Genomic DNA, 20,716 nt, shown 5'->3' on the forward strand with positions numbered 1-20,716 from the left:
TTCCGGACACGGAACCACGCCGATGCGCGGTGCTGTGTCCGGAACCTGGTTCCGGTAGCGCCGACCCCGCCTAGCCCAGCAGCACGCTCCAACTGAACGCCTGCGGCCAGAGCTGGTGCTCCGGCAGCACGTCGAGCCCGCACGCCCGGCTGCCGAGCCCGTGCTGCGCAGCGTCGAGGTACAGGTACAGGTGGTCGGACGTGGGCAACTCGTACGGGTGCTCGGCACGGTCGATCTGCTGCGCGGTCCACGGCGACAGGGTGAACCCCGCACGGTGCGACCCGACCGTCGTCACGGTGAATGGCCCGACCGACAACGAACGCAGCGAGGGCCGGTGTCCGGTCTCCTGCGGCCGCGAGTACTCCACCCCGAGCGAGCGCACCGGCGCGGTGAACCGGCCGACACGGGCAGCATGCGAGGAATCGGCGTACGACTCCAGCGGTCCGGTCCCGAACCAGGTCGCGTCCGTATCCGCCAGCGACGCCGGCAGGTCGAACCGCACCCCGATCCGCGGCCACGTGACGTCCCAGGCGCCGAACGGCACGGCGTCGGTCTGCAGCACGAGCCCGTCGGACGTCAGGGTCCAGCGGTGCGTGACCTCGAGGCCCCACCCGCTGTTCGCCGCCGCGACGCGCACCCGCTGCTCCAGACCGGAGTCGGTGCGCGACACCGACACCAGCCGGTGCGTCAGCCGGTCCAGCCCTCGGTCGCGCCAGCGCGTCGCCGACGGGGGAGCGGTCGGGTCGCCGACCCCGTGCGTGAGCACCGGGTCCGCGGTCTCGTAGCCGCCCTGTGACGCCAGGCTGTCGTTGTCCGTCGGCGCACGCCAGAGCTCCAGGCGGGGCCCGGCGACCTCGTGCCCCTTCCAGGACACCAGGTCACCGCGGGCGCTGAAGGTGCCGTCACCGAGTCGGTCGCCGTCCCACCCCTGCCGGGAGGCCCGTGGTGCGTCCGCCGCGCGCGCTGCGACGAGCCGCTGGGTGCGTGCGACGACGTGGCCGGTGTCCGCCCACGCGGTCGGCCCCGCCAGTTCCACGGTCAGGTCGAACCAGAGCTCGTCGCCGGGTGCGAGTTCGGACGTGGCTGCCTCGAGCACCTCGGAGGGCACCGGGACCGTCGCCGACTCCCGGGCGGCGACGATGCCCGTGGACAGGCGCCCCGAGGCTTCGACGACGCCGTTCCGCGACAGGGTCCAGCACAGCCGGAGCCCGGCGGTCGATGCCGAGTGGTACCGGTTCTCGACCAGCACCGTGGTGTCCGAGACCGCGAGCCGGATCGGGGCCACGACGGCTGCGAACTCGGCGAGCCCGGGTGTCGGGGTGTCGTCGGGCAGTACCAGGCCGTCCATCACGAAGTTGCCGTCGTGCACGACCTCGCCGAAGTCCCCGCCGTAGGCGTAGTAGTCCTCGCCCGTGGGCGTCTTCGCGAGCAGGCCGTGGTCCCGCCACTCCCACACGAACCCGCCGTGCAGCCGTGGGTACCGGTCGACCAGGGCCTCGTACTCGGCGATCTGCCCAGGGCCGTTGCCCATCGCGTGCACGTACTCGCAGTGGATGAAGGGCTTCGACCGCTGCCGTGCCGCCTCGGCCGGGCCGCAGCCGAGCAGGGGCGTCGGGGTGCCGCCGCCGATCGACTCGGTCTCCTGCAACGTCGGGTACATCCGCGAGTAGACGTCCGTGTACTCGCCCGTGTAGTCGCCCTCGTAGTGCACGGGGCGCTCGACGTCGCGGTCGTGCACCCACTGCGACATCGCCGCGAGGTTCCGACCGGTGCCGGACTCGTTGCCGAGCGACCACATCACGATCGACGCGTGGTTCTTGTCGCGCTCAACGGTGCGGGCGATGCGGTCGAGGTAGGCCTCGGCCCACGCCGGGTCGTCGGAGGGGTTGCCGACCCAGTCGGTGAACAGGAACCCGTGGGTCTCCAGGTCGCACTCCAGGATCACCCAGAACCCGAGCTCGTCGGCCAGGTCGAGCACACGGGGGTGCGGCGGGTAGTGCGAGGTGCGGATGGCGTTGACGTTGTTCCGCTTCATCAGCGCCATGTCGGCGCGGGCGTGCTCCTCGTCGAACACCCGGCCGCGCACGGGGTGGGTCTCGTGCCGGTTCACGCCGTGGAACACCACGCGCTCACCGTTCACCAGGAACCGGTCGCCCACGATCGACACGGTGCGGAACCCGAGCCGGAGCGAGACGGTCTCGCCACCGGCGGCACCGCCCGAGCCGCCCGCCGCGGAACCGGTCGACAGCGTCGCGTCGTACAGCTTCGGCAGCTCGGCACTCCACGGTTCGACGCCCTCGACCTCGATCGGCGCGACGTCGTACGCCGTGGCCCAGGTCACGTCGACGCCCAGGCCGGGCACCGCGAACCGCACCGGGAACACCGCGTCGAGCGTCGGGAACGTGATCGTGCCGGTCCCCGTCTCCGGCCGTCCCGACGCCGCGGTGCCCGCCGAGGCAGCCGTGCCGAGCGTCGCCCGCCAGCCGGCCTGGACGAACACGTCGTCGATCGGAGCCGTGGGCCGGGCGAGCAGGGTGACGTCGCGGAAGATGCCGGGCAGCCACCACTGGTCCTGGTCCTCCAGGTAGGACGCCGCCGACCACTGGTGCACCCGGACCGCGAGCTCGTTCGCCCCCGGGCGCACCAGTTCGGTGACGTCGAACTCGGTCGCCAGGCGCGAGCCCGTCGACCACCCCACGAGCGTCCCGTTCAGCCACACCCGGAAGTGCGACTCGACCCCGTCGAACCGCAGCAGCACCCGGCCGGCACCGTCGAACGACGACGGCAGCTCGAACGTGCGGCGGTGGTCACCGGTCGGGTTCTCCTCCGGTGGGTGCGGCGGGTCGATCGGGAACGGGTACTGCAGGTTCGTGTAGCTCGGAGCGCCGTGGCCGTGCAGCACCCAGTGCGACGGCACCGGGAGCTCGCCCCAGGCCGGGTCGTCGTCCTCCCCACCCTCGGTCGCGAAGTCCTCGGAGACCGAGGCGACGGGCGACCACCGGAACCGCCAGTCCCCGTTCAGCGACAGGGACGGGGCGTCGGTGTGCAGCCAGGCACGGGGTGCCAGCCGCGAGTCGGAGCCGGGTGCGGTGGACGAGAGTGCGGAGTGGGTCAACCCTTGACCGATCCTTCCGTGAGGCCTCCACGCCAGAAGCGCTGGAGGACGATGATGGCGATGACGAGCGGGATGACCGAGACGAGCACCCCGCCGGTGGTGAGCTGGTAGAACTCCGGCAGGCGGTCGACCTGCGAGCGCCAGTTGTTCAGACCCAGTGTTATCGGGTACAGCTTCTGGTCTGCCAGCATGATGAGCGGCAGGAAGAAGTTGTTCCAGATCCCGACCACCTGGAACAGGAACACGGTGACGAGCGCCGGGGTCATCTGCCGGAGCACCACGGTGTGGAAGATCCGCAGCTCACCGGCCCCGTCGATGCGTGCCTGTTCGAGCAGGGTGGTGTCCACCGACGCGGCGGCGTACACCCGGCACAGGAACAGGCCGAACGGTGACACCAGGCTCGGGATGAGCACGCTCCAGTACGTGTCGGTCAGGCCCATCGACGAGAACAGCAGGAACAGCGGCAGTGCCGTCGCGGTCCCCGGCACGAGCACGCCGCCGAGGATCGTGCCGAACACGAACTGTCGTCCCCGGAAGTCGTACTTCGCCAGCGCGTACCCGCCGGCAGCGGCGAAGTAGGTCGCCAGGACGGCACCGACGCCGGAGTACAGGATGCTGTTCGCGATCCACCGGACGAAGATGCCGCCGTCGTAGGTGAACACCTGCTGCAGGTTGCTCCAGAGCGCGAACTCGCCGCCGAACCAGAACCCGTTCGTCGAGAACAGCGCGCCCGTGGTCTTCGTCGCGGCGATGACGACCCAGTACAGCGGGACGATGAAGTACAGCGCGACGACGACGAGGATGCCCGTCACCACGATCTGCGAGCGCGGCGACCGGTCGAGCTTGCGGCGCTGGTGCGCCGAGATCGACGTGGTGTCCACGGGGACGGCGGTCTTCGCCGTGGCCGGCGCTTCGATGGCTTCGCTGGTCATCGGTCAGTCCCTTCGGTGGTCGCGACGCGACCGGCCTGGAGGCCCGGGTCGGCTTGGGTGGTGACCGTGCTGCCCGCCGCAGCGCGCGTCTGGAGCGCGGTGCGGGCCTCCCGGCCGTCGCGCCGTGCGCGCTTGCGTCGGTCGCGTTCGTCCTTGGGCGGTCGGTTCGTCAGCGCGAGGAACGTGAACGACAGGATGAACGCGGCCAGCGCGATGATGACCGCCTGCGCACTCGCGACGCCGTACTCGTTGAACGCGAACGCGTTCGTGTAGGCGGCGTAGTTCGGCGTGTACTCGGTGTCGATCGCCGGGGCCACGGTCGACAGGATCTGCGGCTCCGCGAAGAGTTGCAGGGTGCCGATGATCGAGAACACCGTCGTGAGCACCAGGGCCGGCGCGATGAGCGGGATCTGGATCCGCCACGCGACCTGGAACGCGTTCGCGCCGTCGACCTTGGCGGCCTCGTAGACCTCGCCGGGGATGGACTTCAGCTGCGCCACGATGATGAGCATGTTGTAGCCGGTGTAGGTCCACGTGACGATGTTCGCGATCGACCACAGCACACTGTTGGCGCCGAGGAAGTCCGGCTGCAGCCCCATCGACTGCAGCAGCGACACGATCGGCGACAGGCCGGGCACGTACAGGAACGACCACAGGATCGTGGCGATGACGCCCGGGACGCCGTAGGGCATGAAGTAGATCGCCCGGAAGAAGCCCGGCCAGCGGGCGCTCGCCGACTCGAGCAGCAGCGCGAGGATCGTGCAGGCGATGATCATCACCGGGACCTGGACGATGCCGAACAGCAGCATGCGGCCGATCGAGGCGACGAACCCGCTGTCCTGCAGGGCGATCGCGTAGTTGTCGAACCCGGCGAACCGGCCGACGACGCCGTCCTCACCGAACAGGCCCTCGCGGTCGACGGTGGTGAACGACTGGAACAGGGCGCTGATGATCGGGATGACGAACGTCAGCAGGAACAGGGCCAGGAACGGGGCGAGCAGGATCCACGGGGCACGCTTCTGCGCGCTCGTGGCCTTCGTGCTCGTGCGGAACGCGGGGGTGCCGCCGGCCGGTCGGCCGGTGGACTGCCTGGTGGTGGTCTGCTGGGTCATCGTGCCGTCCTGACGCTGAGGCCCTTGTCCTTGAAGGACTGGACGATCTCCCGCTGTGCGAGCTCCACGGCGTCACTGAGCTTCAGGCCCGAGGTGAGCTTGCGGCGGAACTGGTTCTGCAGGCTGGTGAAGGCCGACTGGGTCACCGGGGACCACGACCAGTCGATGTTCTGCTCCTTCGAGGCCGGCACGAAGACGTCCTCGTTGTAGTTCTGGCCGGAGAACCACTTCGACGGCTTCTCGCGCTGTGCCCCGATGTAGTCGACGGCGGGCGACCAGCCGATGCCGCAGTGCTTGATCATCGCGTCGATGCCCTCCTTCGAGGTGGTCATCCACGTGATGAACTCGAGCGCCTCCTTCGGGTGCTTCGCGTTCGCCAGCACCGCGGCCGTCGAACCGCCGATGGCGCTCGAGCCGAAGCCGTCGGCGCCCCACTTCTGCATCGGGGCGACCTTCCACTTGCCCTCGCCGCCCTGCACCGACTCGATCAGGGCGTCACCCCAGCTCGCGCTCGTGACCGCGGCGATCTTGCCGCTCGCGGCCGCGGCGTACCACCCGGGGGAGTACGCACCGGCACTCGTGTCGACGAGCTCGTCGTCGATGACTCCGTCGAAGAAGTCCGCGACCATCAGGGTCTTGTCGTCGGTCATGTCGACGACCCACTCGTCGCCGTCGACCTTGAACCAGCGCGCGCCGGCCTGCTGTGCGTACGCGGCGAACGGCGACGCGTCGGCGACCGGGAACACCTCGAGGTAGTTCTGCTTCCCGGTGCTCCGGACCTTGTCGGCCAGGTCACGCCACTCGTCCCACGTCGTCGGGGGTTCGCCGCCGGCCTGCTCGAGGATCGCGGTCTGGTAGTAGAACCCCATCGGGCCGGTGTCCTGCGGGATGCCGTAGATGCCGTCGACGAACGACACCTGCGCCCACGCGGCCTCGTCGTACTTCGACTCGAAGTCCTTCGCGCCGTACCGGGCCAGGTCGACCAGGCCGTTCGCGAGCATGAACTCGGGGATCTGCCGGAGCTCGACCTGCCCGATGTCCGGGCCGCCGCCGGCCGCGAGCGCGGAGTACATCTTCTGGTACCCGCCGCTGTTGCCGCCGGGGATCCAGTTCGCCGACACCTGGATGTCCGGGTGTGTCTTGTTCCAGACGTCGCAGACCTTCTGCAGGTCCTTGAGCCAGGCCCAGTAGGTGAGCTGGACGGTCTCACCCGAGGCCGCGGCGGGCACGAGGGCCGCCTTGTTGACGTTGGTCGAGCCCGGGACCGCACAGCCGGCGAGGAGTCCCGCCGCCGCGGTGCCGAGGCCGAAGCCCAACAGGTGTCGTCTCGTGATGGGTCGTGGTCGTGGCGCCATTGCCGCACTCCGTTCGTCGTTGATCGGGGTTGTCGACACCCAATCACAGAACCGAACGCCGTTGTGGTTTCGTGACCGTACCGACACTGCGCGTTCCCTGCGCACCTTGGAACGGCCCCAGGCCCGGGCGCGGACGGTGGGGTCACAGAGCAGACACCGACGCCCCGGACGGCGAAGGCCGCCGGTGGCACGACCGGGAGGAGAAGCGATGACCGAACGCGGGAACACCACCCATCGCCCCGAACTCGACGAGCAGCTCGCGCACGAGGCGCAGAGCATCGTCCAGGGGCACGGCAGCAACGCCCACGTCGAGGAGTTCCGGCAGTCCGAGCCGGTCCCCGACGACACCGACGGCCCGGAGACCCTCGCGGCGTCGGGCTACGACGGCGAGCTCGAGGGCGAGCTGCAGGACGACACCACCGACGTGCTCCCCGAGGACGACGCCGACCGGGCCGAACCCCTGCCCACCGGCGACGGCGACGGAGCCGACGCGACCGTGTACCGCACCGAGACCGGGGAGGGCAGCACCGATGGCTCTGACGCAGAATGACGCCCCGCACCTGCAGTCCGGCATCGCCGAACGCCTGAAGCGCGGGGGCACCTGGACGTGGGCCTACGTCGACGCGTCCGGTGACCGTGAGGACCCGCAGCACCTCGCCGCCCTGCAGCGCCGGAAGGCCGAGGACGTGCTGCGGTCGGCCGGGGCGGACGCCGAGGTCATCGACACCGTGATGGCCGAACTCGAGGAGACGCCGGGGGTGCCGGCGCCGGTCAGCCGGTACGTGCTCGTGCACGACGGAGAACTCGTGCTCAGCGAGGTCCTGCCCGGGGCGATGCACGCCCCGACGTCGATCGGCCACGACCCCGTGCCCGACCTGCTGCCGCTCCTGGCACACCGGCCGCTCGACCTGCCGTTCCTGATCGTCGAGGTCGGTCGCGAAGGTGGTGGCTACCGCGCCTACCGCCTGGGCCACGCGGACGTGCCGGACCGTCGCGACGAGCAGCGCGTGCAGGGCCGCACCGACACGCTCCACAAGTTCCAGGGCGGCGGCTGGTCGCACCTGCGGTGGCAGCACCACACCGAGGAGATCTGGCGCGACAACCAGAACGAGGTCGCTGCGTCCGTCGACGAGGCCTTCCGGCGGCTGCAGCCGAAGCTCATCGTGGTCGCGGGGGACATCCGCGCACGGGGGCTCCTGCTCGACCAGCTGTCCACCGAGGCGCGCGCCGTCGTCTCCGAGGTCCCGGTCGACCCCCGGGCGTCGGATGCGTCGGAGACCGCGCTCGTCGAGCACGTCGACATCGCGCTCGCCCGGGGCATCGCGACCCGCCGGCACGACTTCGAGGACCTGCTCCGCACCCACGTCGGCCGCGGGGACAACCAGACAGTCACCGGCCTCGGGTCCGTCGTCGAGGCGCTGCAGCAGGCGCAGGCCTCGGTCGTCGCGATCGACGCCGCCGCGATCGGCGATCGAACCCTGCTCGCGCTGGGAGCGGTGCCGTGGATCGCCACGGCACCCGAGCAGGCGGCGGGCGCACCGGCCATCGGACCGGTCCCGGCCGTGTGCGCGATCGTCCGGGCGGTCGCCCTCACCGACGCCGAGCTGCTGCTCGTGAACGCCGCGTCGCTCCCGAACGGCGCGCCCGCCGCGGCGTTGCTGCGGTGGCCGGTGGGACCGGCGGTGCCGGCCGCCTGAGCGGTGACCGGACGACGGACGGGAGGCCCGGTGCCAGCTGGTAGCGGGCCTCCCGTCCGTCTCGGCGCGATCCTGCGGGCCGCCACGACGGCCGCGTATAGCGTCCCGGCCATGACCGACGACCGCCGACGTGAGCTCGGCACCAGTGACGCACCCGTGGAGGACGAACTCGCGGAGTCCTTCGACGCGACCATCGAGGAGGGCGCGGAGCGGCTGCAACGGACGACCCGGGCCGTCCTCGTCACGGGGTTCTTCGGTGGCCTCGAGGTCGGTCTCGGCGTGATGGCGTACCTCGCCGTGCTCACCGAGACCGACAGCCACCTGCTCGCCGGGCTGGCCTTCGGCATCGGCTTCATCGCGCTGTACCTGGCGCACAGCGAACTCTTCACCGAGAACTTCCTGATGCCGGTCGCCGCCGTGGTCGCCCGCGAGGGGACCGTCCTGCAGCTCGTGCGACTGTGGGGCGGCACCCTCGTGGCGAACCTGGCCGGGGGATGGGTGTTCATGTGGCTCGTCGTCCAGGCGTTCCCGCAGTGGCACGCAACGCTCTCGGAGTCGGCGCACCACTACGTCGACGCGCCGTTCGGACTGCAGAGCATCGTGCTGGCGGTCCTGGGCGGCAGCACCATCACCCTGATGACGCGGATGCAGCAGGGCACCGACTCGGACCCCGCGAAGCTCGTCGCCGCCGTCGCCGGAGGCTTCCTGCTCGCCGGGCTGCAGCTCTTCCACTCGATCCTCGACTCGCTGCTCGTCTTCGGGGCGATCCAGTCGGGCGCGGACATCACCTACGGGCAGTGGCTCGGCTGGTTCGGATACACGCTGCTATTCAACGTCCTCGGTGGGCTGGTGCTCGTGACGGCGCTGCGCCTGCTCCGGACGAAGGAGCTCATGCAGGACCGCCGACGGGAATCCCAGGACGACCCCGAGCGTGCGGACCACGAACAGGGGTGACGGGCGCGACGGGCGGAGCCGACCGACGGGGTCGATCGCGTTGCGTCGTGCGGACGGTCAGTCGTGCGACCGGTCGCGTCGGGGCACCAGCGGGACCGCGAGCAGCGGGAGCACCGCCACGATGCCGAACGACGCCGCGAACCCGAGCGCACCGACCAGCGCCCCGATGCCCGGACCGACGGCGCTCGCCGCGATGAACTGCCCGGTGTTCTGCGCACCGAGCGCCCGGCCGGACCAGAACGGCCCCGCCGCCTCGGCGACCGACGTGTACGCCAGCCCGTTGTCGGCGACCGTCACGCTCGTCGCGAGCACCAGGAACACCGCGGCCCCGGCCAGGTGCGTCGCGTCGACGACCGCGAGCACCGCCATCACCACCGCGGCGCTCACCGCGACGATGCGCAGGGGTCCGACGCGCGATCCGGCACGGTCGCTCCAGCCACCGACCAGGATCCGGCCGATCGCCCCGACGAACTGCGCGGCGCCGACGAGCAGCCCGGCCGCCGGTGTCGACCAGCCGAGACCCACGAGCCAGACGAGCCCGTACGTCGACAGGGTGAACTGCGGCACCACGAGCAGGACCGACACCGCGTGCACCCGCCACAGGAAGCCGCTCGATCGGTAGGGGTTCGCGGTCGCCGTCGTCGCCACCGTGGCCCGGGCAGGGCGTGGCGGGTCGGTGATCCCGATCGCGCAGCAGACGGCGAGCACCGCGCACAGCACGATCGGCAGGACCAGGGCCGCGCGGATCCCGGAGCCCTCGGCGAGCTGCGGCACCGTGACCGCCGCGAGCGTCACCCCGAGCGGCTGCGACATCTGCCGGATGCCCATCGCGAGTCCCCGGCGCTCCTTCGGGAACCACCCCACCACGACCCGACCGCTCGCGGCGTTCGTCGAGGCGCTCGTCATGCCGCCGGCCAGGAACGCCAACCCGAGCAGCACCGGGTCGCCCGCGGCCAGCCAGGCGCCGACCACCGCCAGCGTGGTGAGCACGAGTCCGCCGGCGATGACGACGCGCTCGCCGAACCGGTCGGTGATCGCGCCCCAGGCGATGAGCGTCAGCACCATGCCGAAGGTGGGGGCGGCGGCGAGCAGGCCGGCGGCCGGCAGGGACGTGCCGCGGCTGAGCAGGTGGGGGATGAGCAGCGCCGGGGCGGACACGACGAGCGTCCCGGCCGCCTGGGCCGCGACCCCGAGGGCGAGCATCGTCCAGGCGCGGGCGGAGACCGGCGGCGTCGTGGTGGATCGCTGCGGGGCGTCGGTCGTGGGCATGGGTGTGTCGGCCGTTCGTCGTCGTTCCATCGCGGAACGGATTGGTATACCAGAACGGTATACCATTCCCGCCGTCACGCCGCTAGGCTTGTCCGCCGTGACCGACACGACCGACGCCGCGCCCGTGTCGCAGACGGCCCAGCTCTACGACAACCTGCGCGCGGCCATCCTGACCCTCGACATCGCACCGGGGGAGCGCATCTCGGAGCGCGGGCTCGAGGCACGGTTCCACGCCTCGCGCACACCGGTCCGCGCCGCACTGTCGCGGCTCGAGCGCGAGGGACTCATCCTGCACGAGGGCCGCTCGTGGACGGTCACCCCGATCGACCTCGACGAGATCGCCTCGCTCGCCGAACTCCGCGGCATCCTCGAGCCCGCTGCCGCCCGGTTGGCCGTCCAGCGTGCCACCCCCGAGCAGCTGGCCGAGGTCCGCGGGCACCTCGACGCGCTCCAGCCCACCCCCGACCAGCAGGCCGGCATCCGCATGGGGTCGACGTTCCACCTCGACCTCGCCGCGCTCGGTGGCAACCGGTTCGTCACCGACGCGATCGCCGACGCCCTGACGCGGCTCGAGCGCACGCGCTGGATCGAGGTCCGCAAGCCCGAAGCGCGCGACGCCGCCTGGGACGAGCACAGCGCCATCATCGACGCCGTGCGCGACGGGGACGCGGACCGCGCAGCGGACCTCGTCGCCGCGCACGTCGCCGGCACGAACGACCGGCTCCTCAGCTGGATCGCGCAGGAGCGCCGACGCCTGCGCGGGGCAGGCATGACGATCGTGGGCGCGACCGAGCGCTGAGTGCCCGCGGACGTGAGCGGTCTGCGGGCGCCTGCCCGGGCCTCCTGGCCGTGTCCGGGGGGAGGCCGGGCGCGAGCCGCTAGCGCAGGTCCGTCGTCTCCTGCGGCGCGTCGAGGTCGTCGAACGTGCGGATCGAATCCGTGCGTTCGAGCAGCGCGTCGCGCACCTCGGCCTCGTCGTGGCTCGCGCGGAGTGCGAGCTTGCTCCCGGAACGTGTCGACTGTGACATGTCGTGTCCTTCCCCTGTGTGTGGGCAACCTGATCGGTGCGGGCACGCGGCCCGCTGGTGCGCTTCCTCACGGGACGTACTGAGGTCGGAACAGTGTCGCGCGACCCCCGCTGTCCCGCAAGCGTTTCCGGCACCGTGTGGAGAACTCCCGGCACACGGCATGCCTAGGATGGTCCGGCCGCACAGCGCGAGGCGCGGCACCAGCGGACGTCGAAGGGGAGGCACGGGTTGGCCGACCAGCGCACCGCACCTCCCACGGTCTACGACGTCGCCTCTGCGGCCGGCGTCTCCATCGCCACCGTCTCGCGCGTGCTCCGCACGCCCGACGCCGTCCGCGAGGGCACGCGGGACCGCGTGCAGGCGGCGATCCGGAGCCTCGGCTACGTCCCGTCCGGCAACGCCCGTGCCCTCGCCGGCAAGCGCACCGGCGTCGTCGGACTGCTGCTGCCCGGGTTCGACGTGGCACCCGACGAGCGGCCCGACCTGGTCACCGACGGCGGCGTCCGCGTGGTCGACGACCGGCGCCACGTGACGCAGCCGTTCTCGTCCAACCTGTACTTCGACGAGGTCCTGCGCGGTGCCGAGACCGAGGCCTGGCAGCGGGGGCTCGCGCTCATGGTCGCCGCCGGGCGGGGCTCGTCGCGCGACGTCATCGTGAACGACGTCGCCGGCCGGGTCGACGGGCTCGCCGTGCTGGCGCAGACGGTGCCCGACGACCTGCTCGAGCACGTCGCCCGCCGCATCCCCGTCGTGGTGCTCGCCGACGACCGGCGCTCGCACGGGTTCGACTCGGTGAGCGTGGACAACGCCGCGGGCATGCGGACCCTGGCGTCGCACGTCATCGGGCGCCTGGGGATCCGGTCCCTCGCGTACGTGGCGGGGCCGATCGACTCGCCCGACGACATGGAGCGCTCGGCGGGGTTCCGCGCGGCGCTGGCCGACCACGGGGTGCCGGCCTCGGCGGTGCGCACCGTGCACGGCGACTTCGGGCGGGCCCGGGCGCGGGAGCTCGCGGTGTCGCTGCTGGAAGACGACGTCCCGCGCGCCGTGGTCTGCTCGAACGACCAGTCCGCGCTCGGGGTGCTCGACGCCGCCGCTGCCCGGGGGCTCCGCGTGCCCGAGGACCTCGTCGTGACCGGGTTCGACGGCATCGACGCCGGTCGGTTCTCGTCGCCGCGCCTGACGACGGTGCACCAGCCGATGGGGGCGCTCGGGCGTGCTGCCGTCCTGGCGATCGTCGACCGGCTGGAGCGTCGCGAGGGGCCGCCGCGCGCCGTGCGCCTGCCCGTCGAGGTGCTGCTGCGCGAGAGCTGCCCGCCCGCGCTGTAGCGTGCGTGCCATCGCGAGGTCGCACCGTGCGGCGTTGCCCACCCCGTGCGACCTTCCGCGCCCCGTGCGAGCCCGTAGCAGTGCACAGAGCGGGCAACCTCGCACCAGTCGGCGCACCTCGCACCGTGCCGCCCCGCGAAACAACACCCGCAGTTGCACGCCACGATGTAAGCGCATACATTGAGCACGTACCGAATCGACATGGAGGTCGACCGAGCAATGACGCTTCCCCCACAGCGCACGCGCGGCACGCGTGACCCAGGCCCCCGCCGCCGAGGCCGCCTCGTCGCGGCCATCGCCGGCCTCGCCGCAGTGGCCCTCGTGGCCACCGGCTGCAGCATCCAGGTCCGCTCCGAACCCGATCCCACCATCGGCAAGGACACGATGCTCATCAACGCGGACCGCGGCAACCCGCTGTTCGACCGCAACTTCAACCCGTACATCGCGAACGCCCGCACGGCCTCCAAGTGGATGTACGAGCCCCTCATCGAGGTGAACCCCCTCGACGGCAAGCGCAACCCGTGGCTCGCCAGCGCGTGGAGCCAGCCCGACGCGAAGACCATCGACATGACGATCCGCTCGGGCGTCGAGTGGTCCGACGGGTCGCCGTTCAGCGCGAAGGACGTCGTCTTCACGTTCGACCTGCTCAAGAAGTTCCCCGCCATGGACGTCAAGGGCGCCTGGCAGCACATCAAGAGCATCGAGCAGGACGGCGACCACGTCGTCTTCCACCTCAAGAGCGAGGACGTCCCGAGCCTGACGATCATCGGGCAGACGTACATCCTCGGCGAGGACCACTGGGGCGGCGTGAAGGACCCGACGACCTGGCGCGACCCGAACCCGGTCGGCACCGGTCCGTTCGTCCTCGGCAACTACACCGACCAGCAGTACTCGATGAACAAGAACCCGAAGTACTGGCAGGCCGACAAGATCGCCATCAAGCACCTCATCCTGCCGGCGACGAACACGCAGCTCGACACCGTCACGCGCGGCTACGACTGGGCGTACTCGTTCATCTCCGACGTCAAGGGCACCTGGGGCGCCGCGTCGAAGACGAACGAGTGGTGGTTCCCGGCCGGCGGTGTGATCGGCCTCATCCCGAACCTCACGAAGGCGCCGTACAACGACGTCAACGTCCGCCGGGGCATCTCGCTCGCGCTCGACCGCGACGCCATCGCCGAGACCGCGTCCGAGGGCAACCTGTCGGCGGCGGGCCAGACCGGCCTGATCCTGCCGAACCAGGAGCGCTACCTCAACCCGGACATCCCCGACAAGGGCATGATCACGCAGGACACGAAGGCGGCGCTCGCCAGCCTCGAGAAGTCCGGCTACACCGTGCAGGGCGGCAAGGTCGTCAAGGACGGCAAGCAGCTCGCGATCACGATCATGACCGCGAACGGCTACTCCGACTGGCTCCGCGCCGCGCAGGAGGTCCGCCGCGAACTGACGGCCATCGGCATCAAGGTGACTATCCAGGCGCCGCAGCCCGCCGGGTACCAGCAGAACATCAACAACGGCACGTTCGACATGGCGATGGGCGGCATGGGCAACGGCGACGTCTACCAGGCGTTCAACTCCCTGCTCAGCAGCGAGTTCTACCAGCCCGTCGGCAAGTCGACCGTGAACAACTACGAGCGGTACAAGAACGCCGACACCCAGGAGCTCCTCGACGAGTACAAGGCGACGACGGACACCGCGAAGCAGCAGGAGATCCTCGACCAGCTGCAGCAGACCGTGTACGACGAGCTCCCCGTCATCGGCATGTACTACGGCGGGCTCTGGGGCCTGTTCAACACCGGCAAGTTCGTCGGCTGGCCGAGCGCGAAGGACCCCTACATGGCACCGCAGAACTACGACTCGGCACCGCTGCTCATCTTCACGAAGCTCCGTCTGCGCGACAGCGCCGCCGGCAAGCAGATCCTGCAGGAGCAGGACGCCGCGCAGCAGGAGGACCAGAAGTGAAGTACATCCTCCAGAAACTCGTCCTCTTCGTCCTGACCCTCTGGGCCGCGGTCACGCTGAACTTCGTGCTCCCGCGCCTGATGCCCGGCAGCCCGGCCGACGCCGCACTCGCGAAGCTCAGCCAGAACGGTCCGGTCACCGACGCCACCAAGAAGGCCATCGAGGCCCAGCTCGGGGTGCCGACCGGCAACCTCTGGGACCAGTACGTCAGCTACCTGCACCAGGTCATCACCCTCGACTTCGGCACGAGCTACACGTTCTACCCGCAGCCCGTCGGTGACCTCGTGTCGAAGGCCCTGCCGTACACGCTGATCCTCGTCGGGGTCGTCACGATCCTGGCCTTCGTCCTCGGCACCCTGATCGGTGTCGCGGCGGCGTGGAAGCGCGGCACCTGGCTCGACTCGCTGCCCACCCTGTCGGGCAGCTTCATGTCGACGTTCCCGTACTTCTGGACCGCCCTGCTGCTGCTGTTCTTCCTCGGCTACGTGCTGCACTGGTTCCCGACCACGGGCGCCTACTCGGCCACGACGACGCCGGGCCTGAACGGTGCCTTCTTCGGCGACGCACTGCAGCACGCGGTGCTGCCGGCCGTCACGATCCTGGTGACGAGCCTCGGCGGCTGGATCATCGGCATGCGCAACGCGATGATCAACACCCTCGGTGACGACTACGTGACCTTCGCCGAGGCCAACGGCCTCCGCGGACGCACCGTGGCCATCCGCTACGCGGCCCGCAACGCGATCCTGCCGAACCTGACCGGCTTCGGTCTGGCGCTCGGTGGCGTGGTCGGCGGTTCGGTCCTGGTCGAGCAGGTCTTCGGCTACCCGGGCATCGGCTACCTGCTGTTCAACGCCGTCATCGGGCAGGACTACCCGCTCATGCAGGCCCTCTTCCTGATGATCACCGTGTCGGTGCTCATCGCCAACTTCATCGTGGACGTCATGTACGGCGTCCTGGACCCGAGGACGCGTCGATGACCAACAACATCACGAAGGCGGCGTGCTGCGCCCACATCAAGCACCCGGGGGCACGTCGATGACCAACACCACCACCCCGGACGCCACAGTCGCAGTCCGCACGCAAGAAGAAGCAGCCCAGGCGCCGTCCAAGTGGCGCGCCGCCGCCCGCCAGTTCGGCGTCGTCTGGTCGAACAAGAAGGCCCGGATCGGCATCATCATCCTCGGCGTCTTCGTGTTCGTGGCGATCTTCGCCCCGCTCCTGGCCCCGTACGGCGCCAGCCAGAACGGCTTCGCCCGGTCCGCCGACGCGACGCCCGACCACTGGATGGGCACCACCGCCGCCGGCGAGGACGTCCTCTCCCAGATCATCTACGGCGCCCGCATCTCGGTCATGGTCGGCGCGGTCGCGGGCATCCTGTCCACGCTCGTCGCCGTCGCGATCGGCCTCAGCTGGGGCTACGTCCGCGGCTGGATCGCCGAGGTCATCGGGTTCATCGTGAACCTGTTCCTCGTCATCCCGGGCCTGCCCCTGATGATCGTCATCGCCGCCTACCTGCAGAACGGCGGCATCGCGGTGATCATCGCGGTCATCGTCGTCACCGGGTGGGCGTGGGGTGCTCGCGTGCTCCGCTCGCAGACGCAGTCGCTGCGCGGCCGGGACTTCGTCACCGCCGCCCAGTTCTCGGGTGAGGGCGCGACCCGCATCGTGTTCCGCGAGATCCTGCCGAACATGACGAGCCTCATCGTCGGCAGCTTCTTCGGGGCCGCCACCAGCGCCATCCTCGCGGAGGCGGGCCTCGAGTTCCTCGGACTCGGCGACTCGTCGATCGTCAGCTGGGGCACGATCCTGTACTGGGCGCAGAACTCGAACGCGCTCCTCACGGGGCAGTGGATCCTGCTCTTCGCGCCGGGTCTCTGCATCGCGCTGCTCGCGATGAGCCTCACCCTGATCAACTTCGGCGTCGACGCCGTGTCCAACCCGCGGCTGCGCGACGGCGCACGGCCCCGTAAGGAGAAGCGCGCATGAGCGGCTTGCCAGAAACGCACCCTGCAGACGGCCTGGAGGCGCCCACTGGCGCCGCCACGGGCCTCCGGTCCGACGCCCGTCACGACCAGGGCGACGCCTCCGTCCTGCTCGACGTCCGCGACCTGTCGGTCGTCTACGAATCGGCCGGCCAGACGGCCGTCCAAGCCGTCGACCACGTGTCGTTCCAGCTCAAGAAGGGCGAGTTCGTCGGCCTGGTCGGCGAGTCCGGTTCCGGCAAGTCGACGCTCGGCTACGCGCTGACCCGGCTGCAGAAGCCGCCGGCGCGCACGAACGGCGGCAGCATCGTCTTCGCGGGCAAGGACATCCGCGACCTCGACGACGAAGCCCTGCGCCAGCAGCGGCAGGGCGGCTTCGCGATGGTGCTGCAGTCCGGCATGAACGCGCTCAACCCGGTGCGCACCATCCGGAACCACTTCATCGACGTCTTCAAGGCGCACGGCCACGTGTCGCGCGACCGCTGGGACGCCCGGATGAAGGAGCTCATCGAGAAGGTGAAGCTGCCGACCTCGATGCTCGCCCGGTTCCCCGGGGAGCTCTCCGGCGGCATGCGGCAGCGCGTCTCCATCGCCCTGGCGCTCTCGCTCGAGCCGCAGCTCATGGTGTTCGACGAGCCGACGACGGCGCTCGACGTGCTCGTGCAGCACGCCGTGATGGACACGATCATCGAGCTCCAGCGCACCGAGGGCTTCACGGCGATCCTGATCAGCCACGACCTCGGCATCGTCCTCGAGGCCACCGAGCGCGTCCTCGTCATGCACGAGGGCCGGATCGTCGAGGACGGCGGCTCCCGCGAGATCCTCCGCGACCCGCAGGACGAGTACACGCAGATGCTCCTGTCGCACTACGCCGACCCCCGCGCCGAGGTGGTGTCGCTGCCGGGCTTCCCGGACCGCTCGCTCCGTGCCGAGGCCGGCGAGAAGCGGCAGGAGACGACCTCGTCGTTTAGCACCGTCGGCTCCCGCGAGCGCAGTGCCGCCCGCAACCCGATCGTCGTCGACCACATCGTGAAGACCTACCCGGCTCCCCGCCGCGGTGAGCAGCCGGTGCAGGCCGTGCGCGACGTGTCGTTCACCCTGGAGCCCGGGCAGTCGCTCGCCCTGGTCGGCCAGTCCGGTTCGGGCAAGTCGACCATCGCGAAGCTGCTCACCGGCGTCGAGAAGCCGACCACCGGCACGGTCCGGTTCGGGGACCTCGACGTCGCCCGCCTCGGCAAGCGCGGCCTGCGGGACCTCCGCTCCGAGGTCCAGATGGTGTTCCAGGACCCGTACTCGGCGCTCAACCCGCTGCACACGGTCGAGTACACGCTGTCCCGGCCCATCGCGAACTACACCGGGCTGACCGGGCGCGATGCCCGACGCCGGGTGCTCGAGCTGCTCGAGACGGTCGGGCTCACCCCGGTCGAGCAGTTCGCGCAGAAGCTCCCGCACCAGCTCTCCGGCGGGCAGCGGCAGCGTGTGGTGATCGCCCGGGCGCTCGCGAGTGACCCGCAGGTGATCATCGCCGACGAGCCGGTCTCGATGCTCGACGTGACGCTGCGCGCCGGTGTGCTCGCGCTGCTCGAGGACCTCCGCGAGCAGTGGGGCGTCTCGCTCCTCTACATCACGCACGACCTGCTGAGTGCGCGGCTCATCACGGACGACATCATGGTGCTCCACGAGGGCGCCGTGGTCGAGCGGGGTCACACGGCCCAGGTGCTGCAGGACCCGCAGGACCCGTACACGATCGCCCTCCTCGACGCCGTTCCCAACCCGCGGAGGACCCTGCGCGCATGACGAACCTGCACGACTTCCCGACGGTCCCGCCGTTCGGGCACCTGCCCACCCCGGACGGCGTCGACGTCGTCGGGATCGACGTCCCGGTCGGGCGGCTCACGGCCTACCGGATCGTGCCCGAGGGGGTGTCGAAGGGCACCGTGCTCATCGTCCCCGGGTACACCGGCTCGAAGGAGGACTGGCGGACCTTCCTGCCCGTGCTCCGCGACGCCGGGTGGACCGCGGTCGCGATCAGCCGGCGTGGTCAGGCCGACTCGGCAGCGCCGACCGAGCCGCGGGACTACTCCCTCGACGAAGAAGCCGCCGACGTCGTCCGGGTCGCGCGCCTGCTCGACGACGGTGCCCCCGTGCACCTGGTCGGACACTCGCTCGGCGGTGTGATCGTCCGGGCCGCCGCGCTCCAGGACCCGACGGCGTTCCGCGACGTCGTGCAGTTCTGCTCCGGGCCGCACGGGTGGCCGTACCGCAAGGTCGCCGAGCTGACGATCCTGCACGACACCGGCGGGAACCTCCGGCAGCTGTTCGACTCGACGAACCCGCTCTGGGCGTACCGCCCCGACGCTGAGCTGCCCGACGACGTCCGGATGGTGCGCGACCGCTTCGACGCGACGAGCCCGCTCAGCGTCGTCGCCGGTGGCCACATCCTCGAGGACCACACCGACGCCTCCGACGCCCTGCGCGCCACGGGCCTGCCGGTCCTCGTCGCCCACGGCGAGTGGGACAACGCCTGGCCGATCCCGTGGCAGCGGGCGATGGCCGAGCAGACCGGCGCCGAGTACGTCGTCATCCCCGCGAGCTACCACGGCCCCCAGGTCGAGAACCCGCTCGGGACGGTCGCCGTCTTCGACGCATTCCTGAGCCAGCACTGACTCGAACAAGCACTGAAAGGCACCATCATCTCCACGCTGCAGTTCCCCGACGGCTTCCTCTGGGGTGCCGCCACCGCCGCCCACCAGATCGAGGGCAACAACGTCAACAGCAACTGGTGGGTGCACGAGCACGAGCCGGACACCACGATCGTCGAGCCCTCGGGTGACGCGGCGGACAGCTACCACCGGTACCGCGAGGACATCCGCATCGCGGCCGAGCTCGGGCTGAACTCCTACCGGTTCAGCATCGAGTGGGCCCGCATCGAGCCCGAGCGCGGGTTCGTCAGCCGTGCCGAGGTCGACCACTACCGCCGCATGGTCGACGCCTGCCACGAGTTCGGCATCGAGCCGATCGTCACCCTCATGCACTTCACGGTGCCGCGCTGGTTCGAACGCGACGGCTTCTGGCGGGCACCCGACGCCGCCGACCTGTTCGCCCGCTACACCGAGGCCGCGCTCCCCGTGGTGCAGGACGGTGTCCGCTACGTCTGCACGATCAACGAGCCGAACATCGCGGCCATGCTCGCGGGCGGCGAGGACGCGGCCAACCTGGTGGCCTTCGGTCTGCCGAACCCGGACCTGGGGGTCGCCGACGCCCTGCTGGCCAGCCACAAGCGGTCGCGCGAGGTCCTGTCACAGGTGTCGGGCCTCCAGTCGGGGTGGACCATCGCGACCCAGGCCTTCAAGTCGTCCGGCGAGCCCGGGGCGGACGCCATGCTCCGCGAGTACGGGTACCCGCGCGACGACTGGTACCTCGAGCAGGCCGCCGGCGACGACTTCCTGGGCGTGCAGGCCTACACCCGCACGTTCATCGGTCCGGACGGGCCCCTGCCCGTGACGGACGACGTCGAGACGACCCTCACCGGCTGGGAGTTCTACCCCGAGGCCTCGGCCGACGGGCTCCGCAGCGCGTGGGAGCTCTCCGGCGGCGTCCCGCTGATGATCACCGAGAACGGCATCGCCACCGCCGACGACTCCCGCCGACAGGCCTACACGCAGGGCGCCCTCGAGGGCATCCACCGCTGCATCGAGGACGGCATCGAGGTCCTCGGCTACCAGCACTGGTCGCTCCTGGACAACTACGAGTGGGCCTCCGGCTTCCGCCCGACGTTCGGGTTGGTCGCGTGGAACCGCGAGACCTTCGAGCGCACGCCGAAGGACTCCGCCCGCTGGTACGGGCGGGTCGCGCAGGCGAACGCCATCGAGCAGGTCACCGTCTAGGACGGTCGACCCCGCAGGCGCGCGGCGGACGGGAGGCCCTGCTCCCGTCCGCCGCGCATCGTCACGTCCGGCGCGGGGCGACCCACGGGCCGTG

General features: G+C 70.7%; 17 protein-coding genes. 11 read left to right on the top strand and 6 right to left on the bottom strand.

Features of this window, described 5'->3' with window-relative positions; all coding sequences use genetic code 11:
- Positions 1-70: 70 nt before the first annotated feature.
- From DEJ02_RS10685 to DEJ02_RS10700, 4 genes are read right to left on the bottom strand one after another with little or no spacing between them, the layout of a single operon-like run.
- Positions 71-3,115 (bottom strand): glycoside hydrolase family 2 TIM barrel-domain containing protein, encoded by a 3,045-nt coding sequence (locus DEJ02_RS10685; protein WP_111033052.1) that lies wholly within the window; start codon positions 3,113-3,115, stop codon positions 71-73.
- The gene (locus tag DEJ02_RS10690) at positions 3,112-4,047 is read right to left on the bottom strand and encodes a carbohydrate ABC transporter permease (RefSeq protein ID WP_027464914.1); all 936 of its coding nucleotides are present in this window, start codon (positions 4,045-4,047) and stop codon (positions 3,112-3,114) included. Before DEJ02_RS10690 ends, DEJ02_RS10685 begins: the two co-directional genes overlap by 4 nt.
- Positions 4,044-5,159 (bottom strand): carbohydrate ABC transporter permease, encoded by a 1,116-nt coding sequence (locus DEJ02_RS10695; RefSeq protein WP_056069609.1) that lies wholly within the window; start codon positions 5,157-5,159, stop codon positions 4,044-4,046. The genes DEJ02_RS10690 and DEJ02_RS10695 overlap by 4 nt, the downstream gene beginning before the upstream one ends.
- Entirely contained in the window at positions 5,156-6,514 is a 1,359-nt protein-coding gene (locus tag DEJ02_RS10700; protein WP_111033053.1) for an extracellular solute-binding protein, read from the bottom strand. The genes DEJ02_RS10695 and DEJ02_RS10700 overlap by 4 nt, the downstream gene beginning before the upstream one ends.
- 208 nt (positions 6,515-6,722) lie before the next feature.
- On the opposite strand from DEJ02_RS10700, the gene DEJ02_RS10705 reads away from it, so the two are divergent.
- The 3 genes from DEJ02_RS10705 to DEJ02_RS10715 all read left to right on the top strand — a co-directional run bounded on the left by DEJ02_RS10705 (position 6,723) and on the right by DEJ02_RS10715 (position 9,165).
- Positions 6,723-7,064, top strand: coding sequence for a hypothetical protein (locus DEJ02_RS10705; RefSeq protein WP_111033054.1), 342 nt, complete (start codon positions 6,723-6,725; stop codon positions 7,062-7,064).
- Entirely contained in the window at positions 7,045-8,211 is a 1,167-nt protein-coding gene (locus DEJ02_RS10710; RefSeq protein ID WP_111033055.1) for a Vms1/Ankzf1 family peptidyl-tRNA hydrolase, read from the top strand. The genes DEJ02_RS10705 and DEJ02_RS10710 overlap by 20 nt, the downstream gene beginning before the upstream one ends.
- A 111-nt stretch (positions 8,212-8,322) precedes the next feature.
- Entirely contained in the window at positions 8,323-9,165 is an 843-nt protein-coding gene (locus tag DEJ02_RS10715) for a formate/nitrite transporter family protein (RefSeq protein WP_111033056.1), read from the top strand.
- A gap of 57 nt (positions 9,166-9,222) precedes the next feature.
- Here the strand turns inward: DEJ02_RS10715 and DEJ02_RS10720 are convergent, their stop codons facing one another.
- Positions 9,223-10,434 carry an MFS transporter gene (locus DEJ02_RS10720; protein WP_042538641.1) on the bottom strand — a complete coding sequence of 404 codons (1,212 nt, stop codon included), beginning with the start codon at positions 10,432-10,434 and terminating at the stop codon, positions 9,223-9,225.
- Between the two features lie 97 nt (positions 10,435-10,531).
- On the opposite strand from DEJ02_RS10720, the gene DEJ02_RS10725 reads away from it, so the two are divergent.
- Positions 10,532-11,233 (top strand): GntR family transcriptional regulator, encoded by a 702-nt coding sequence (locus DEJ02_RS10725; protein WP_258378718.1) that lies wholly within the window; start codon positions 10,532-10,534, stop codon positions 11,231-11,233.
- 79 nt (positions 11,234-11,312) lie between these two features.
- Here the strand turns inward: DEJ02_RS10725 and DEJ02_RS18475 are convergent, their stop codons facing one another.
- Positions 11,313-11,462, bottom strand: coding sequence for a hypothetical protein (locus DEJ02_RS18475; protein WP_155896754.1), 150 nt, complete (start codon positions 11,460-11,462; stop codon positions 11,313-11,315).
- Positions 11,463-11,690: 228 nt separating this feature from the next.
- Between DEJ02_RS18475 and DEJ02_RS10730 the strand changes: the two genes are divergently transcribed.
- From DEJ02_RS10730 to DEJ02_RS10760, 7 genes are all read left to right on the top strand, one after another.
- Positions 11,691-12,791, top strand: coding sequence for a LacI family DNA-binding transcriptional regulator (locus tag DEJ02_RS10730; protein ID WP_111033058.1), 1,101 nt, complete (start codon positions 11,691-11,693; stop codon positions 12,789-12,791).
- A gap of 201 nt (positions 12,792-12,992) precedes the next feature.
- Positions 12,993-14,753, top strand: a complete 1,761-nt coding sequence (locus tag DEJ02_RS10735; RefSeq protein WP_258378719.1) for an ABC transporter substrate-binding protein — start codon at positions 12,993-12,995, stop codon at positions 14,751-14,753.
- On the top strand, positions 14,750-15,730 hold the full coding sequence (locus tag DEJ02_RS10740; protein WP_017886395.1) for an ABC transporter permease: 981 nt from the start codon (positions 14,750-14,752) through the stop codon (positions 15,728-15,730). Before DEJ02_RS10735 ends, DEJ02_RS10740 begins: the two co-directional genes overlap by 4 nt.
- A 58-nt stretch (positions 15,731-15,788) precedes the next feature.
- Positions 15,789-16,739 (top strand): ABC transporter permease, encoded by a 951-nt coding sequence (locus DEJ02_RS10745; RefSeq protein ID WP_111022713.1) that lies wholly within the window; start codon positions 15,789-15,791, stop codon positions 16,737-16,739.
- A complete protein-coding gene (locus DEJ02_RS10750; protein WP_111022714.1) occupies positions 16,736-18,532 on the top strand; it encodes an ABC transporter ATP-binding protein in 1,797 nt (598 codons plus the stop codon). The genes DEJ02_RS10745 and DEJ02_RS10750 overlap by 4 nt, the downstream gene beginning before the upstream one ends.
- On the top strand, positions 18,529-19,401 hold the full coding sequence (locus DEJ02_RS10755; protein ID WP_111033060.1) for an alpha/beta fold hydrolase: 873 nt from the start codon (positions 18,529-18,531) through the stop codon (positions 19,399-19,401). Before DEJ02_RS10750 ends, DEJ02_RS10755 begins: the two co-directional genes overlap by 4 nt.
- A 24-nt stretch (positions 19,402-19,425) precedes the next feature.
- Entirely contained in the window at positions 19,426-20,622 is a 1,197-nt protein-coding gene (locus DEJ02_RS10760; RefSeq protein ID WP_111033061.1) for a glycoside hydrolase family 1 protein, read from the top strand.
- Positions 20,623-20,716: the final 94 nt, after the last annotated feature.

The organism is Curtobacterium sp. MCLR17_042 (assembly GCF_003234695.1).
In the GTDB taxonomy this organism is placed as follows: domain Bacteria; phylum Actinomycetota; class Actinomycetes; order Actinomycetales; family Microbacteriaceae; genus Curtobacterium; species Curtobacterium flaccumfaciens.